12 protein-coding genes are annotated in these 18596 nt (G+C 51.3%); 7 read left to right on the top strand and 5 right to left on the bottom strand.

Annotation, left to right across the window (positions count from 1 at the left end):
- Positions 1 to 915: 915 nt before the first annotated feature.
- From tnpA to IEY24_RS16200, 4 genes are all read right to left on the bottom strand, one after another.
- Positions 916 to 1353, bottom strand: a complete 438-nt coding sequence (gene tnpA, locus IEY24_RS16185) for an IS200/IS605 family transposase (RefSeq protein WP_188933892.1) — start codon at positions 1351 to 1353, stop codon at positions 916 to 918.
- A gap of 180 nt (positions 1354 to 1533) precedes the next feature.
- Positions 1534 to 1767, bottom strand: coding sequence for a DUF3820 family protein (locus tag IEY24_RS16190; protein ID WP_188933893.1), 234 nt, complete (start codon positions 1765 to 1767; stop codon positions 1534 to 1536).
- 11 nt (positions 1768 to 1778) lie between these two features.
- Entirely contained in the window at positions 1779 to 3248 is a 1470-nt protein-coding gene (locus tag IEY24_RS16195; RefSeq protein WP_188933895.1) for a nicotinate phosphoribosyltransferase, read from the bottom strand.
- 171 nt (positions 3249 to 3419) lie between these two features.
- Positions 3420 to 4904: a glycine--tRNA ligase gene (locus IEY24_RS16200; RefSeq protein WP_188933896.1), complete on the bottom strand. Its 1485-nt coding sequence runs from the start codon at positions 4902 to 4904 to the stop codon at positions 3420 to 3422.
- Positions 4905 to 5179: 275 nt separating this feature from the next.
- On the opposite strand from IEY24_RS16200, the gene IEY24_RS16205 reads away from it, so the two are divergent.
- The 3 genes from IEY24_RS16205 (at position 5180) to IEY24_RS16215 (ending at position 12511) form a co-directional block, all read left to right on the top strand.
- Positions 5180 to 7576: an ABC transporter permease gene (locus IEY24_RS16205; RefSeq protein ID WP_188933897.1), complete on the top strand. Its 2397-nt coding sequence runs from the start codon at positions 5180 to 5182 to the stop codon at positions 7574 to 7576.
- 55 nt (positions 7577 to 7631) lie between these two features.
- Positions 7632 to 10004: an ABC transporter permease gene (locus IEY24_RS16210; RefSeq protein ID WP_188933898.1), complete on the top strand. Its 2373-nt coding sequence runs from the start codon at positions 7632 to 7634 to the stop codon at positions 10002 to 10004.
- A 104-nt stretch (positions 10005 to 10108) separates the two neighbouring features.
- Positions 10109 to 12511 carry an ABC transporter permease gene (locus tag IEY24_RS16215; RefSeq protein WP_188933899.1) on the top strand — a complete coding sequence of 801 codons (2403 nt, stop codon included), beginning with the start codon at positions 10109 to 10111 and terminating at the stop codon, positions 12509 to 12511.
- Here the strand turns inward: IEY24_RS16215 and IEY24_RS16220 are convergent.
- A complete protein-coding gene (locus IEY24_RS16220) occupies positions 12508 to 13752 on the bottom strand; it encodes an MFS transporter (RefSeq protein ID WP_188933900.1) in 1245 nt (414 codons plus the stop codon). The genes IEY24_RS16215 and IEY24_RS16220 overlap by 4 nt on opposite strands.
- 125 nt (positions 13753 to 13877) lie before the next feature.
- Here IEY24_RS16220 and IEY24_RS16225 point away from each other — a divergent pair, with 125 nt between their 5' ends.
- From IEY24_RS16225 to IEY24_RS16240, 4 genes are all read left to right on the top strand, one after another.
- Entirely contained in the window at positions 13878 to 14339 is a 462-nt protein-coding gene (locus IEY24_RS16225) for a hypothetical protein (protein ID WP_188933902.1), read from the top strand.
- A 46-nt stretch (positions 14340 to 14385) separates the two neighbouring features.
- Entirely contained in the window at positions 14386 to 15267 is an 882-nt protein-coding gene (locus tag IEY24_RS16230) for a winged helix-turn-helix domain-containing protein (RefSeq protein WP_229222426.1), read from the top strand.
- 8 nt (positions 15268 to 15275) lie between these two features.
- On the top strand, positions 15276 to 17684 hold the full coding sequence (locus IEY24_RS16235) for an ABC transporter permease (RefSeq protein ID WP_188933904.1): 2409 nt from the start codon (positions 15276 to 15278) through the stop codon (positions 17682 to 17684).
- Positions 17685 to 17919: 235 nt separating this feature from the next.
- Complete coding sequence (locus IEY24_RS16240) at positions 17920 to 18582, top strand: ABC transporter ATP-binding protein (protein WP_188933906.1); 663 nt, start codon at positions 17920 to 17922, stop codon at positions 18580 to 18582.
- Positions 18583 to 18596: the final 14 nt, after the last annotated feature.

The following is an 18596-nucleotide window of genomic DNA, read 5'->3' on the forward strand; positions in this document are numbered from 1 at the left end:
GAGCCACGCAATACAACCCACACCCCAGGGCTTCAGCCTTGGGATACAGCCCGTCGCAGGACATCGCAGTCAGCCCCTGACATCCATCCCAAAGCGCTACACGCAACGCCCGGGCACCGCCGCACCATCGCCCACAACCCAAGGCTTCAGCCTTGGGGATACAGCGCCCCGCTACTCAGGACATCGCATACCAACCCCGGACATCCATCCCAAAGCGCTACACGCTACGCCCGGGCACCGCCGCACCATGGTCCACAACCCAAGGCTTCAGCCTTGGTATCACAGCTCCCTCCAGCTACTCGGGACATCGCATATCAACCCCGGTCATCTATCTCAAGCGCTACACACACAACGCCCGTGCACCGCCGCCCCATGGCCACAACCCAGGGCTTCAGCCTTGGGATACAGCGCCCCCGCTACTCAGGACATCGCATATCAACCCCGGTCATCTATCTCAAGCGCTACACACACAACGCCCGTGCACCGCCGCCCCATGGCCACAACCCAAGGCTTCAGCCTTGGTATCACAGCTCCCTCCAGCTACTCGGGACATCGCACACCAGCCCCGGACACCAATCCCAAAGCACTACACGCAACGCCACGGCAGCGCCGCGCAATGGCCACAACCCAGGGCTTCAGCCTTGGGATACAGCGCCCCCGCTACTCAGGACATCGCATATCAACCCCGGTCATCTATCTCAAGCGCTACACACACAACGCCCGTGCACCGCCGCCCCATGGTCCACAACCCAAGGCTTTAGCCTTGGTATACAGCGCCCCTCGCTACGCAGGACATCGCATACCAGCCCCGGACATCTATCCCCACAGCGCTACACACTACGCCCGGGCGCCGCCGCCCCATGGCCCACAACCCAAGGCTTCAGCCTTGGGTCACAGCCGCCCCTGACTCCGGCTTTAGCCAAAGTCCACACCATCGTACCCGATGCCCCTTGCAAAGGCTCCAAACTCCTCCTGAAAGCTGCGCTTTCCATGGTGCACCTGCTGATTGTCGATATACCTTCTCACAAATGGAAGCCTGCTTTCGCTGACGGACGCTGCAAAATATTTGTCAGCCCATTCGAAATTGCCACTCACCAATTTCATTTTGTTAGCCCAAAAGGCACTTTCACCTTTCAGAAGCTGCATTTGTTTGGATATGCCATACTCACTTTTCAGCAGCATCAGCACGTGAATATGATCGTGGTAGCCGTTAATCCGATCAATGTATATCTCCTTGCTCTTCGCGTTTTTCTGGATATGCTGGCAAAATTGCGCCAGAATTGGCGGTTGCAAAACGGGTGATCTGCGTTTGGTCCCCCAAACCGCGTGGATACAGATTTTCACGTAAGACATTAATGTACGGGATGGATAGTGAATCAATAGTTATCATCCCTTTATACGCAAGAATCCAAAACGGTGACACTTTGTAGAATACCGGCGCAATTTGCTTCCTGAGAGCCGGACAGCCTATATACACGCACGCCCCCGGGGCCTTGGCTCCGAGGGCGTGCGTAATACTTGTGTAAAATAAGACTATGCCATTTTTCTCAGCCCCTGAATCAGAGACTCCAACCCATTCATCTTGATTTCCAGCATGGTACCCAGTAACATACCCAGCTTGCCGGACGGGAAACCTTCGCGATAGAACCATTCGAGGTAGGATACCGGGAGGTCCGCGATCACTTGGTCCTTGTATTTACCAAATGGCATTTTGTAGCTGATCAGATCTTTGAGGATCTCACTGTTCGGATGTGTTAACTCTTGCATACTCAGTTATTTCACGCCTCGTTGCCGGCGCGAAGTTTAAAAATCAAGTTGGTTTTTAATTCAAATAAATCCTTTTCAAGCCCTACCGGATAGGTATGCGGGTTTACAAATCGTTTAATTCCCTTATAAAAATGTGCCAGCTGTTCCTGCAAACGCTTGCGCGTGTCATGAACGGACGGCAGTTTGTAGACCAGCCGACCTTGCGCGAAAACGGGGACGAGCAAATCCTCGTGATGCACTGACTCGTCAAACGACCGATTTTTTGTAAAATCATACGGGTCCACCATCGTAGCTTTCCCGATCAGCGGCGTTTCGGTATTAAATATCATATCCGAAACAAAACCGCTCGCATCCCTGAACCGACGAACCTGCTGAATACCAGGCGTAGATACCTTGATTGCCTGCTCCGACAGTTTCAATTTGTAGTCCCACTCGCCCGATTCGCCGCGGATCGCCGCGAGCTTAAAAACACCGCCTAATGCAGGCTGATCATAAGCCGTGACGAGTTTTGTACCGACCCCCCACACATTTATTTTCGCGCCCTGGATCTTCAAACTGTCCATAATGTACTCATCGAGGTCGTTACTGGCCACAATGTTCGTTTTCTCGAAACCAGCCTCGTCCAGGATTTTCCGCGCTTCGATACTCAGGTATGCAAGGTCGCCCGAGTCGAGGCGGATGCCTGCCAGATCATGGCCGTGGGCGCGCAATTGCTTGCCCACCTCTACCGCATGCCGCACGCCATTCAGCGAATCGTAGGTATCCACGAGCAGCGTCACATTGTTCGGCATATGCTTCGCATAGGTTTCAAAAGCTTCCAGTTCGTTATCGAAAGACATAACCCAGCTGTGGGCGTGCGTACCTTTCACAGGAATATCGTGTAGTTTTCCGGCAAGCACGTTAGAGGTAGCGTCGAAACCGCCAATGTAAGCGGCCCGGCTTGCCGTTACGCCCCCGTCAGGTCCTTGTGCCCGGCGGAGGCCAAACTCGAGCAATGCATCGTCTTTCGCGATCAGCCGCATCCGGGCTGCTTTGGTAGCTACCAGCGATTGAAAATTGATCAGGTTCAACAGCGGCGTTTCCAGGAGCTGGCACTGCAATATCGGCCCCTGAATACGAAGGAGCGGCTCGTTAGGGAACACGATCGTTCCTTCCGGGATGGCATCGATGCTGCATTGCAGCTCCATTTTGCGGAGGTAATCAAGAAAGCCTTCATCAAACAGCTTGTTGCCATCGCTGCCCGCGAGCGAGCCGATATAGGCCAGGTCTTCGTCGCTGAAACGGTACTCCTGCAAATATTCGATTACGCTGCTGAGCCCGCAAGCGACCGTAAATCCGCCCTGAAAAGGGTGTTTCCTGAAATAGAGGTTGAAGACCGCCTCCTGTTCTGCCTTACCCGATTTCCAGTAGCCATAAGCCATCGTGAGTTGATACAGATCAGTCAGAAGGCTCATCGAAGTATCGTATAGCTGGTTGATCATCTCTTCTGTGGTTGGTGTCTTAAAGCCGCCTAATTACTAAAAAAACGGCATTATAGCTACCAATAGTGAGTTTGCAGCGCAACCATTGACCGAATGGTAATGGGTTTATTATAAATAACAAAAGCGGGGCCGCTACGAAAGCAACCCCGCTCCTACTATTACTTAAATGAATCAGATCGCTTCGAGAATGCGCTCGATTGCTACCTGATAACCGATCTTCTCTTTCAATTCACTGATGTGGACGCGCTCCTGCTCCATCGAATCGCGGTGGCGGATGGTAACGGTATCATCTTCCATTGTCTGGTAATCCACCACGATGCAGAACGGCGTTCCGATAAGGTCCTGACGGGTGTAGCGCTTACCGATCGCTGCATTGTCGTCGTAGACCGTGCGGAACGACGATTTCAGCGAGTTAGCGAGCATCTGCGCTTTTTCAGCAAGTCCGTCCTTTTTAACCAATGGGAGCACAGCCGCCTTGAATGGCGCCAATGCGGGGTGCAGTTTCAGGAAAGTACGTTCTTTCGCGCTGTCACCTTCGCCTACCGATTCCACCGTGTAAGCATTGCAGAATGTGGCGAGGAACAGACGGTCGGCACCAACGGATGTTTCCACTACGTAAGGAATGTAGTTACCGTACGGCTTGCCATTCTCATCGAGGTCGGCGTCAAAATACTGTTGTTTCTTCTTAGAAAGCTCCTGATGGTTGCGCAAGTCGAAGTCGGAACGGGAGTGGATACCCTCGATTTCGCGGAAACCGAACGGAAATTCGAACTCGATGTCCACGGCTGCTTTCGCATAATGCGCAAGCTTGTCGTGGTCGTGGTATTTCAGTTTTTCAGCGGGCAGACCTATCGCCTGGTGGAATTTCATCCGTCCTTCTTTCCATTTGTCGTACCATTCTTCCTCAGTACCGGGCCGCACGAAGAATTGCATTTCCATTTGTTCGAACTCACGCATACGGAAGATGAACTGCCGCGCCACGATCTCATTACGGAACGCTTTTCCGATTTGTGCGATACCAAAAGGCACCTTCATACGGCCGCTTTTCTGCACATTGAGGAAGTTCACGAAAATTCCCTGCGCGGTTTCAGGGCGAAGATAAATCATACTGGACTCTTCGGCTACCGATCCTACCTGCGTGCTGAACATCAGGTTGAACTGGCGAACTTCCGTCCAGTTGGTTGTACCTGATACCTGGCATTTAATGTCTTCCGCAATGATCAGCTCGCGAACACCATTCAGGTCTTCGGCGCTGAGCAAACGGCCCATTTCGGCTAGCAATGCTTTCGCCTTTTCTGGCTGGCCGTCCTTTTCATATTGCTCTGCCTTGCCTTCCAGGAGTTGGTCTGCGCGGTAGCGTTTTTTGGAATCCTTGTTATCGATCATCGGATCGTTAAAGCCGTCCACATGGCCCGATGCTTTCCAGGTAAGCGGGTGCATAAAAATCGCAGCGTCGATACCGACGATATTGTCGTTCAACTGCGTCATAGCCTTCCACCAGGCGGCTTTCAGGTTATTTTTCAACTCGACGCCGTTCTGACCATAATCGTAAACGGCTTGTAATCCATCATATATTTCGGAAGAAGGGAATACAAAACCGTATTCCTTCGCGTGCCCAACAATGTCTTGCAAAGAGGTAGCAGGTGCCTGGCTCATTCTATTTGTTTAAAATCAATAAGAAAAAAGACTATTAAATCCATCAAAATCATGAATTTGGCAAAATTAGGGATTTTGACGGCATTGCGCATTCATCCCGGGACGGAATTCCGGTGTTAATTTTCCCCTGCCGTGCGTGCGCCGTTGAACAGGAATGTCCGTTAGCGAACATCAATACGCGTATTTTTCAATATAAATCACTAATAATCAAGCACAAACACCATTGGCATATAATTTATTTGTTTAGTAGTACTGACTAACAAACCTGCTTCCCCATGCTCTTCAACTACCTCAAAATATCGATCAGGAACTTCCGCAAGCAGCGGCTGTTCAGCGGGCTGAATATCCTGGGACTCGGGATCGGCATCGCCGCCGTCTGGCTCATGGTGCTGTATGTGGCCGACGAACTGAGTTACGACCGTTTCCACGCCAAAGCCGACCGCATTTACCGCGTGACGCAGGAAGCCGAATGGGCTACCGGGAGTTTCAAACTCGCGCCTACCTCGGCGCCATTTGCGCCGGCATTGCAAAACGAATATCCTGAAATCGAAAAGACGGTCCGAATCAGTGCGGAGGGCGGCGGCAAGATCCGCTTCGGTGAAAAGCAGGTTGATGCGTACGATATTTTTTTCACCGACGGTTCTGTTTTTGACATATTTTCCTACCCATTTCTCTACGGAAACCCGGCAACAGCATTGCGCGAGCCTCAGAAAATCGTTCTGACCAAAACCCTCGCAACCCGCATATTCGGTGATGCTTCAAAAGCAATGGGGCAAACCGTGTTTTTCTCCAATAATTTCCCCAACGTAGTTACAGGTGTAATCGACGACGTACCGGGCAACGCTCACATGAATTTCAGCGCGTTGAGGTCGCTGCCTCCGGATTTTACCGGCGGCTGGCAGGACGGGGACATTTACACTTATTTGTTATTAAAAGAAGGTGCGGACGCAAAGAAGCTCGAAGCCAAATTTCCCGCTTTTTATACTAAATACCTGCAGAAACAAATGGGTGATGCGGATTACCACCTGAATCTGCAACCGCTCACGTCCATTCACTTGCATTCGAACCTGGATTACGAGATCGGTACCAAAGGAAGTATCAAAACGGTTTACATTTTCTCCGCCATTGCATTGCTGATCCTGATCATCGCCTGCATTAACTATATGAACCTTTACACGGCCCGCTCGCTCAAACGCGTACGTGAGGTAGGCGTGCGCAAGGCCATCGGATCGCAGCGTTTCCAGCTCATCGGGCAATTTCTAACGGAGTCGTTCTTGATGACGGTACTAGCCGGGTTTGTAGGTTTTATTCTGGCTAAAGCGGCATTACCGTTCTTCAACCAGCTTGCCGAAAAATCGCTGAACCTGGATTTTCATGACAACAGCATGACCACAGTCGTTATCGGTGCCGCGTTTCTGCTGCTGATCGGGCTGCTCAGCGGGTTGTACCCTGCATTAATGCTCTCGGGTTACCGCCCGGTTATCGCATTGAAAGGGCAGTTGGGCAGCCAGTCGGGCGGCGCGGGATTCCGGCAATCGCTGGTGGTATTCCAATTTGCGGCCACCGTCGTGATGATCGCCTGCTCGGGCATTGTCTACCGGCAGATCCAGTATGTCAATGACAAGGATCTGGGCTTTAATAAAGACCAGGTTCTCACTTTCCATATCGATAAAAACGAGGTTCGCACGCAGGTAAGCGCACTGAAAGAAAAACTGGAACAAAACCCGGTCATCGAGAGCGCCGCATCCGCTAGTAATCCCATCGGCAACAATGCCATCGGCTCGACTGCATTATTCGTAGAAACCAATAATGGCGATATTCCTTCCACCACTCAAATGACGCAGCGCTTCATGGCCGACGCCGATTATCTGCGCACAATGGAAATCAAGCTTTTGCAAGGCCGCGATTTCATTAAAAGCTCGCCCGCCGACCTGGCCGGCTCAGTTCTTGTGAATCAAGCATTAGTCAAGAAACAGGGCTGGACAAACCCTATCGGAAAAAAAATGCGCTACCCTGCGGATAAGGATGGCAATGTACGAGAGCTGACCATTGTGGGTGTAACCAAAGACTTCCACATCTATTCCCTGCAACACAAAATCGAGCCGCTGGTGATCCAGCTCGCTCCTCCGATGGAACAAGATAATATGTATGTGCGCATCAATGCCACCAAAACGTCCGAAGCATTGGCATATATCAGCCAGGTTTACAAGACCTTCGATGCAGATGCCCGCCCCGAGTTTCAGTTTCTGGATGAGAATTTTGCCAAACAATACCAGGCAGAACAGCGCCAGGGCAACGTATTGCTGGCATTTGCCATACTGGCCGTTGTGATCGCCTGCCTCGGCCTGTTTGGCCTGGCGGCATTCGCTGCCGAGGCACGAACCAAGGAAATCGGTGTCCGGAAAGTGCTCGGCGCGAGCGTACAGGACGTGGTACTCATGCTTTCACGCGACTTTGTAAAATTAGTGCTCATCGCGATTGTGATCGGCACGCCCATAGCCTTCTACGCCATGACCCAATGGCTGCAAAACTTCGAATACCGCGAAACATTATCGTGGTGGGTCTTCGCACTGGCAGGCGTCGTCGCAATCGTCATTGCGCTGGTAACGGTAAGTTCGCAGGCGCTGAAATCGGCATTGACTAACCCTGTGAAGGCTTTAAGAGCGGAATAAGCGGAATTAAAGGGAGGATGGTTTTCTTTTCCTTCCTCCCTAAAACAAAAACATTATGCTAAAAAACTACCTGAAAATCGCTATCCGCAACCTCTGGAAGCACAAGCTGTTTTCTTTCATCAACATTACCGGCCTGGGTCTGGCGATGGCGTTCTGCTTTATGCAGCTGATCCAGGTGCAAAGCAGTTTTGAAAAGGACTCCTTCCATCCCTATCCCGACCGCACCTTCCGCATTCTCACCGATGCTACGGATAATGTCGGCGAAAAGCACTCGCTCGCTTCTACTCCGTTTCCGCTGGGTCAGAAGCTGGGCGATGGGCAAAGTGTGATCGAAAAGACGGTGCGCATTAATCGGTCATTCGGTACAAATCTGAGCAATGGCATCAAAACGCTCCGCACTTATGGGCTTTATGTAGAGCCGGGATACTTTGAAATCTTCGGGTTTCCGCTGGAAAAAGGGAAACCAGCCACGGAACCCTGGACGGCCGTGCTTACACACGAGATGGCGGAACGTTTTTTCGGCGACGCCAACCCGATAGGCAAAACACTCACAAACAGTGAGGTAGGCACATTCACTATTACCGGTGTTTTCAAGCCGCTCAAAAAATTCCGGACGCATTTGGATGCTGATATGGCGATATCGATGGCTACCCTGCCGCTCGTACGCAAGGATTTCAAAGCCGACGACTGGCTCAGTTACAATACCTACACATTTGTATTCCTTACCAAAGGCTCCACCCGCGCCGACCTCGACCAGGCACTGGCTCGTGTTTCCGCCGAGAATCAAAAGGCCGTCCGTTTCAAGGACATCAAATCGCATTCATTCCGCAGCCAGGCGTTGTCTGAGATTTCTCCGGACTGGGAAGGGCTGCTGGACAATCCCGATGTTGAGCCGATCTGGAAAATGGGCGTTAGCTTGCTAATTCCGCTTGTAATTATCGTCCTGGCGGGTTTCAACTACATCAACCTCACACTTACACGGTCGCTCAGCCGCGCGCGTGAGGTGGGCGTGCGCAAGGTCGCGGGCGCGAAAAAGTTTCAGCTGATCAGTCAATTCTTGGTCGAAACGGTTGTGATAGCACTGCTCGCTTTCGGGCTCGGGTACCTGGGGCTGTTGCTGCTGAAAGAATATATTCACGTAGGCTGGCTGACATGGGAGGTGAGTGATACGCGCATGCTTTGGGCGATTTTTATCGGTTTTACATTGTTTACCGGCTTTCTGGCGGGCATTTTGCCGGCACGGATACTGTCGTCCTATCAGCCTGTTCAAATCCTGAAAGGCGAATTGGCACCCACGGGTGTCGGTAAATTTGGTTTCCGGAAAACGCTCACTATTATCCAGTTCGTGGTCGCATTGGTTTTCATGACCGGTACCGGCATTATGAACAGCCAGTTTGAGTATATGGCGACCGACAACCAGAATTTCAACCGGAAGAATATCCTGAATATTCCACTGGTGCCCGACAGCGATTTCAAACTTCTGGCCAATGAAATGAGCCGGGAAGCGGGCGTGAAACGTGTAGGACTCACCTCCGCCACGTTGAACGAAGGCGCAGGAAAGGCTAAACTCGCGCCGCTATCACAACAAAACCCCGCCAATTCAGTAGAAACCTACATTTACGCCTCCGACCGGAATTTTATCTACAATATGCGGCTGCAATTCATAGCCGGCGAAAACGTCCCTGCATCCGCCGATACAACCGTCCATTTTGTCGTGTTGAACCAGAAAGCGGCGCAGTCGCTTGGCTGGAAGAATCCAAAGGAGGCAGTGGGGCAAACTATCCTCCTGAATGAAACTCAGGTGATCGTATCGGGGATTGTGAAAAACTTCTGCTTCATGCGCTACGAATTGCCGGTGGTACCACTGATACTGGCATTCGATCCGCGGGAAATAAAGGTCCTTTCGCTGGAAGTTATGGAAGGAACCGACCGTGAACACCTCGCTTCCGTATTGGAAAAAACCTGGAAACGGTATCACCCGCGCGAATCATTTGTGTATTCATGGTATGAAGACCAACTCTATGAGGACTATCTGGAAAATGAAGATCAAAAGATCATGGATTTGTTGGTGTTGGTCGTGTTCACGATCGCGGCGATGGGTTTGCTGGGAATGGTCACCTACTCCACCGCCAAACGCGTGAAAGAAGTGGGCGTGCGCAAAGTAATGGGTGCCAGCACCGCGCAGATCATGCGGCTGCTGTCGGGCTCGTTCGTGAAACTGATGCTGATCGCTGCGATCATCGCAATGCCGATCGGCTACGGACTTGGATCGCTGTTTCTCAACATTTTCACGTACCATCCCCACCTCGGTCCGGGCGTGTTCCTGACCTGCATCGGAAGCCTCGGGCTGATAGGCCTGCTCACCATTGGCATCCAGACCTACAAAGCGGCCGTTACCAACCCCGCCGAGACTCTACGGAATGATTGAAAAGGGAGTTTGCTATCCTCCCCTTCCTCCTTATTCGCTGTTAAAAATAGTTAAACACCCCGCCCCTCAAAATCAGCCATTTAAAAAACGCCTAGCTTTGAAGTATGTTAAAAAACTACTTCAAAATCGCCTGGCGGAACTTGCTGAAACGCCGCTTTTATGCACTGGTGACGATCGTTGGCCTTGCCGTCGGGATGACGTTCACGTTCCTGATGATGAGCTATATCCGGGGCGAACTTGGCGTGAATGCCGATCTCCGGAATGCGAAGAACCAGTACATCATCCGCAGCAAGTGGACCGACCCGAATATGGGTCTGGACCTGACGACCCTCGGGCCGCTTGGGAAAGCATTGAAGACAGATTACCCCAACCTGGTTGCCAATTATTATCGCTACGACGCCATAACCGTAGCCGTATCGCACGGAGACAAGCATTTCAGAGAGGATGTGCAGACGGGCGACTCTACGCTGCCGGCCATGTACGGCTTCCCGCTCCTGCACGGAAATGCGCAAACGGCATTGAATACCCCTAATTCAGTTGTTATTACCGAAAAAAAGGCCATGAAATATTTTGGCCGGACGGACGTCGTGGGCGAGTCGCTTACGCTTCACAATTTCATGGGCGGCAAACAGGAATACCAGATTACCGCCGTGATGAAAAACCCTCCTTTCAATTCGGTCACCCATTTGCTTACCACCGAGACGGAGATCTTCTTTCCGTTTAGCAGCCTGGAAGGCCGCAAAGGCTCGGAGGACAACTGGAATTTTGCCATCATGGTTACCTATATTGAACTGAAAGACGGCGTTACCCCTGCCGATCTTGCCAAGCCGATTGCGCGGGAGCTCGTCACACATGCACCGGAGGCCATCAAAGCTAATCTCAAAGTGTACCTGACCCCGCTCGGCGAGTATTACCGCGAGGCGAACAATGGTGTCGTCAATAAAATGATGCTGACACTTTCGGGCATTACCGTATTTATTTTATTAATGGCAATCGTCAATTTTGTCAACATCTCTATTGGCAGTTCCTCGTCGCGCCTGAAAGAAATAGGTGTACGAAAAGTATTGGGCAGCCTGAAACGGCAGCTCATCGGGCAATTTTTGGCTGAATCCATCCTGCTGTCGCTGTTGGCGATGGTACTTTCGCTGGGAATGTATGAATTGTTACGACCGTTTTTCAGTGATATTTTAGGCAAAGAAGTGGCGTCGCTCTGGTCGCTAATACCTTATGCGCTGGTCGTTCCGATATTGATTGCCCTGCTCGTAGGTATTGTCGCGGGTTTGTATCCGGCCCTGGTACTTTCGCGGATTCCGTCCGTAGAGTCTATGAAGGGAAAACTGAAATCGGTCAGGGATAATATCCTGTTCCGGCGCTCGCTCATTGCAGTCCAGTTTGTGATTGCATTGTTTGTGTTTGCCGGGGCGGGCATTGTGGCGCGGCAGGTCGACTATTTTTTCAATAAAAACCTTGGGTATAACAAAGAATCGCTCGTTACCCTCGGCGTCCCCCGTGACTGGACGCCCGCCGGGGAGGCCAAAATGGAACAGGTACGCGACGGGCTAGCCGGGCTCAAAGAGATTAAGGACATCAGTCTTTCCTATGAGATCCCGAATGGAAATGGGGGTGGCAGCAGCTTCTACAAACCCGGCCAGGATTCCACAGAGGCTGTTCAGGCTACATTGCTGCGCACGGATGTTGCCTATGCAAAAACGTACGATGTAAAATTGCTCGCAGGCGAGTTCCTTCAACCGCCGAACACCGCCTACCAGCCCGACCGCATCGTCATGAACGAAACGGCCGTCAAATCCCTCGGGTACGCAGGTGCGCGCGAGGCGCTTGGGCAACAGGTACGGGTACATGGTTATCCGAAACCGTTGACCATCGTAGGTGTAGCGCAGGATTTCCATTTCGGGTCCATGCACCAGGCGATCAAGCCACTTGTATTTGCCGATGTCCGCGGCACCAACTTTTACCGTTACCTGAGCATCCGCCTGAATCCGGGCAACATTGGTAGTTCCATCGCAGCCATCCAACAGAAATGGCACGAACTCATGCCCGATGCCCCATTTGAATATGTATTCATGGATGAAACCCTGCAAAAACTATATCAGTCTGAAATCCAGCTAAAAAAGGCCTCTCGCGTCGCAACGTTTCTTTCCGTGATCATAGTGTTCCTGGGTATCCTGGGAATGGTTTCGCTCAATGTAACCCGCCGGACCCGGGAAGTGGGCATCCGCAAGGTACTGGGCGCAACCAGCCTGCACGTAGTAATGCTTTTCCTGAAAGAGTTCCTGGCAATCCTCGCCGCGGCCATCCTGATCGCATTTCCATTAGCTATCCTGCTGGGAAATCGATGGTTGAAAACCTATGCTTACCGTGCGGAAATTGGCTGGGAAGTGTTTGCGGGAATAGCGATGCTATTCGGAATGATGATCACTGCGCTGGTTTGCGTACAGACATATAAGGCCGCGATAACCGACCCGGTGAAGAGTTTGAAAAGTGACTAACTCAACTTCACCGAAAACAAATCCTTCGAGCGCAAGTATACCCAGGTCACCACGACGAGCGTGAGGACGCCTCCCATCATGACCGATGGTACCGTCCCGAATGCCTTCGCCATTACGCCGGATTCGAAGGCGCCGAGTTCATTGGAGGAGCTTACGAATATACCATTGACTGCTGCCACCCGGCCTCGCATTTCGTCCGGCGGATAAATTTGAAGGATCGTTTGGCGTATGATAACGCTTACACTATCGAACACGCCGGTCGCAAAGAGGGCTGCACAGGAAAGCATGAAACTGGTGGAAGCGGCAAAAACGAGTGTAAATACCCCGAAACCGGCCACTGCGACCAACATATTGCGCCATGCATTATGTGTGGGCGGGAAATAGGCCATGGCAAACATCGTCAGCATGGAGCCTATGGAGGGCGCCGCGCGCAGCAGGCCGAGCCCTTCCGGACCTACTTTTAGAATGTCTTCCGCAAAAATGGGTAACAAAGCGATGACGCCTCCGAAAAGCACCGAGAACAAATCTAATGTCATGGCATACAGCACAATGCGTGTTTTGAAAACGAATTTAAAGCCCTCTTTCAGGCTTTCCATGATCGGCGTCACGATCTTTGGAAATTCGGGGCGGGTTTTAATCATACCCAGCAAAACCCAGCAGATCAGGAAGATGACTATAACGATCAGCAATGTGTTGGTGAGGCCCAGGTAGGCATATAGAAAACCCGCAGCAGCCGGACCGATAATGGCACCTGCCTGCGAAAAGGAACTGCTCCAGGTCGATGAATTATGGTAGATCGTTCGCGGTACAAGGAAAGGTTTCAGCGAGCTTGCCGCAGGCGAGTAGAAGCCTTTTGCAAAACCTATTAACCCAAAAACAGCATAAATGACCGCCAGGTGCTGCCATTCCGCCAACCTGTTGTAAACTCCTGGCTGGAAAGCCGTATATAATATCCCCGAACCCAGCAAAATCACCACCAGACTAACGTGCATGATCGTGATCTTGTTCTTCTGATCGGCCACATACCCTCCAAACAGCGACGTAATAATGAACGGGATAGCCTCCGCCAAGCCGATGAGTCCCAATGCGAGCGGGTCGTGCGTGGTTTTGTACAGTTCATAGCCCACAATCACTTCCTGAATGCGGATCGTGGCAGAAAAAAGAAAAGAATTGGATACAAAGAACCGGAAATCAGAATAGCGGAGCGCTGCGTACGGGTCGTTGGATGCTACTGTTTTCAAGTGAGCGTTTTAATGATACATGTTTTACATTTTGTTTACAATGTTTTACAGGCATTAGTTCGTAGAGCTGGGCCATGTCGGTATTTTTGACCGAGTTCATTGTATTCACCCAAAACAAAGCGTATATGCATTTCAAAGCCATTAAAATCATCCCTGCTATGGTGTTGTTTTGTTCCTTACAAGCTTCGGTTGCACTACCGAAATCGGCAGGCCCGGCTCATAGCAATCCAGTGCTGTTAAATGGAAAAGTAGTCACCATCGAACAGCTGACTTACGTCACCCGTGGTGTATTGACGCTCATGAAGGGCGACCCGGCTTCGGAACGGAAAACAAATATCCCGTTCCTGATATACCTGAGACGCGGCGGTAAGATCGTGGATGCGCAGGCAGATGCGCACAACCACGCGGTAATGTATTATGAAATCGCCGAAATACTGAAATCCGCCCAAGCCGGCGATCAACTGGTGATCGACCCCGTGCAGCCCAGCGATAAGGCAGCTCAAAAAGTGATTACGATTAAAAGCACGCAAATTGTTCCTCAATTCAATTGGTTTTATGGTTTGAACAAGAAAAAGGACAATTGCTGAAATTCGTTAAATTTGATCATTGGTTACTGGCTGTATGATGGCGTATATGAATGTCATTTTTAGAAGATTTGTGTTGCTGGCTGGCTTTTGTACCGGGCTTTCCGTTACTGCCATGGCCAATAGTGATGCGGTACGTTTTTCTGAAAATGTCAACCTGGCGCTCAGACGAACCGCTGACGTGCTGCTTCGGGCCAATGGCGATTCCCTGTCGGTGATCCCGCCGGTAAAGCAATCGGATGCGAACACCTTTTCGGTCCAAATGGATCGGATGTTCGATTATGACAAACTCCCTGAAACGTTACAACGGTCACTCACCTCCTACCATATTGATCGCCCGTACAGCGTGGCCGTGCTGGACTGCGAAACCGGCGAAGTAAAACTTGGCTATCAGTTCTTCGACCTGAATCAGCCCGACGGCATCCCGTGCAAGGGCCGTTCGCGCGATGAGGGGTGCTACACAGTGCAAATCCGGTTCACACCCGAAGCTCCGAAACCCAAATCTGCCGGCAATACCTGGCTCCTGGTTTCATTTGGCGGTACACTGGCCGGGCTCGGTTTTATCGCCTGGAACCGGGCACGGCATAAAAAAGTGCCCGAAACCAAGCCGCAAGATGTGCCCGCTCCGCATTCCCGGCTTACATTCGGCAATTCGTGGCTCGATACCGCCAACCAGACGCTCTATAACGGTGAATCCATTCAAACGCTGACATTCAGAGAGGCCAAATTGCTGGCCGTATTTGCCAGAAACATCAACCAGGTGCTGGAAAGGGACGCCATTCTGAAATCGGTTTGGGAGGATGAGGGCGTCACGGTCGGCCGGAGTGTCGATGTATTCGTTTCGCGTCTGCGCAAAATGCTGTCTGCCGATCCGCAAGTCAAAATCTCCGCCATACACGGCGTAGGATACAAAATGGAAGTCTATTCCTAACAAAATCCATGTTCAAAATCTTTTTTAAAATCGCAGCGCGTCAGCTCTGGCAGGGGCGGCTGTATGCGATGATCAATGTCGCCGGACTGGCGGTTGGTAGCGCTGGGATGCTGTTCGCGGTGCTCTATATCAGCGACGAAAGCAGTTTCGATCGCTTCCACCGGAATAGTCCTAACCTTTACCGCATCACCAGCACCTACCGCGAGCGGGGCGAAATTATCAGGACCGGCGGTACCGGGCAGGTACAGGGTCCCGCTTTTCAGGCGCGCATGCCCGAGATCACGCATTATGCGCGCGTCATGGGCGGGGATATTTACGGCGATGTACGTTATGGACACAATGCATTTAAGTTACAATTGCTCTTCGTAGATGCTTCCTTTTTTGAAGTCTTTACATTCCCATTGCTGCATGGCGATGGCCGTACCGCGTTGCAGAACGTCAATTCGGTAGTCATTACCCGACGAACAGCCCTCAAATTCTTCAACCGCACCGATGTGGTGGGCGAGCTGCTGCAAATGGATGCCGATCCGTCTGCGATGCGGATCGGGAAGCCGCTGGTCGTTACAGGCGTCGCAGAAGACCCGCCGGCGAACTCCTCTGTTCAGTTCGACATCCTCTTTCCATTCGAGTTCATGAAGGTGTCGTTCGACGATACCAGCTGGCTGAATGCTTACCTGGGCACATTCGTCGTGCTGCGTCCCAATGCCCAGCCCGGCCAGGTAATCGGCAAGTTCAACCGCATTGCGGGCGCATTATCCCAAACCCAGCGCAAAGACCATCCCGAAGCTTCCGCGATTACTTATGGCCTGCAAAAAATGACCGATATTCACCTGAACGGACAGGAAATACCAAATCAGAACGGCGAGTCGGGCATTGTCAATAGCAGCAGGCCGCTTTATTCCTACATTTTCGCCGGTATGGCTGGGTTCATATTGCTAATGGCCAGCATTAATTTTATCAACATCCATATTGCTTCGTCGTTGAGGCGAGCGAAGGAAGTAGGTATCCGAAAGGCTACCGGCAGCGGCACGGCGACCATTATCGTACAGTTCCTCGGAGAATCGGCCCTGCTGATCGCCGTGGCCATGATCATCTCCCTGTTACTCGTGTTTCTGCTCATGCCCGCGTTCAACCATTTGTCGCAAAAAACAATCCAGTTTAGTGCGCTCTTGAATGTCGGCTTGCTTGGTTCCATAATTGGGATATTCCTGATGAATATCGTGTGTGCGGCGCTATATCCGGCCTGGCTGGTTTCCAGGTTGAGCCCGGTTGAAACACTTTATTCAAAAATCAGGCTGGCAGGCAGAAGCCGCATGGGGAATATGCTGATGGTCTTCCAGTTTGCGATGGCCATTCTACTGGGCATTGCGAGTGTGGTATTTTACAGGCAAATGCATTTCATCAGGTCCAAAAACCTTGGTTACAATCCCGATCAGGTGGTCAGAATAGCTATCCAGGGTGTGAGGGATGTGCATCAGGTTCACAAGCGCTTTCAAAACGAGCTGGCAGGTGACCCTGCGTTCGGGGCTATTTCTCTTGCAGGTGAATTTGGGAACCGTGATGTGGTAGTCAACGGCCAAAAAATGCTTGCTAACGTGCGTACGGTTGATGCAGACTATCTGCCGATGTTGGAAATGAAACTGCTGCAAGGCCGTAACTTCTCTCCTGCCTTCCCTTCGGACGAAACGTTCGGTGTGTTAGTAAATGAAGCCTTTGTCAAAAAAGCAGGCATTACCGATCCGATCGGCCAAAGGTTGATGCCCGACGACTATTTCGGCAAGCAAAGTCTAAGCATCCTCGGCGTAGTCGGTGATTTCCATTTCAATTCCCTCAAAGAACGCATCGGGCCGATGATCATGCCAATGAGCACGCATTACGGAGGCGGCGAGCTTTGGATTAAAATCGTCCAAAACAGGGAGCATTATGCGATTGAAAAGCTTCAAAAAACGTTCAAAAAGGTGCTGCCCGATGCCGTTTTCGACTACGCCTTCCTGCACGACGCCAACGCCCGCGCCTATGCGTCAGAGCTGCGCTGGCAACAGATTATCACCATCGCAACCATCGTGGCAGCCATTATTTGCGGCCTGGGCCTATTCGGCCTCGCACACCTTGCCATCTCGCAACGCAGACGCGAGACGGGCATTAGGGTCGTGCTCGGTGCCACCGGTTACGACATTGCGCTTGGCTTTTCCAAAAACTTCGTCCGGATCATTTTCACAGCCATCCTCATCGCATCCGCTGCCGGATATTATCTGATGCATTCCTGGCTCGACCATTTTGCTTACCATGCAGGCTTGCCCTGGTGGGTGTTTGTGTGCTCGGGAGCTGTGGCGCTGTTGCTCGCGCTATTCACAGTATTCGCCCAGGCGTTGCGGGCAGCGGCGGCCGACCCTGTGAAGGTTTTACGGTCCGAATGAGCGCCTTTTTACAGCATTGCAAAGTTTTCGCAACCGCGTCCGATTGCGTACACATTTTGTACGGTATCGGACGCGCCCATATTCGCATCAATTCAAAACCATATGAAAATCAACCAATTACTCTTCTGGCAAGGCTTTTTAAAATAGGACTGGCATAAGAGATGCGGATGTAAGCATTTGTTTTTAAAACAGGTTGTCCGTAATTACATACCAAATCTCAAACTCCCAATTTTTTATGATCCAGTTAGAAAAGATATCCAAATATTACCCGGCAGGTTTTGGCAAAACATACGTGTTGCGCCACATTGATTTGAACATTAAAGAAGGGGAGTTTATTTCGATCATGGGTCCCTCGGGCTCGGGTAAATCCACCCTGTTACATATACTTGGCTTGCTCGAAGAACCCTCCGAAGGCGAGTACCTTTTTCTCGACGAACCGGTTCAGAAATTGACCGAAAAGAAACGCACTGAATTGCACCGTCACCACATCGGTTTTGTGTTCCAGGCCTATCACCTGATCGACGAACTGACGGTTTATGAAAACATCGAAACACCGCTTTTGTACAAAGGCACGTCGTCGTCAGAGCGTAAAAGCCGCGTTGCGGAACTGCTCGACCGCTTCAATATGGTAGCGAAAAAGGATCTGTTCCCACACCAGCTTTCGGGCGGCCAGCAGCAGCTTGTAGGCGTTGCCCGGGCGATCGTGCATAACCCGAAAGTGATTTTCGCCGACGAACCGACCGGTAACCTGCATTCGGAGCAGGCGATCGAGATCATGGAATTATTTCAAAAACTTAACCAGGAAGACAAAGTCACCATCGTTCAGGTAACCCACTCGGAGACGAATGCCAGTTACGGCAACCGCATCGTACGGTTGAAGGACGGCTGGTTGGCATAACCTAACTCAATCTA

This window comes from Dyadobacter endophyticus, from assembly GCF_014641595.1.
GTDB lineage: Bacteria > Bacteroidota > Bacteroidia > Cytophagales > Spirosomataceae > Dyadobacter > Dyadobacter endophyticus.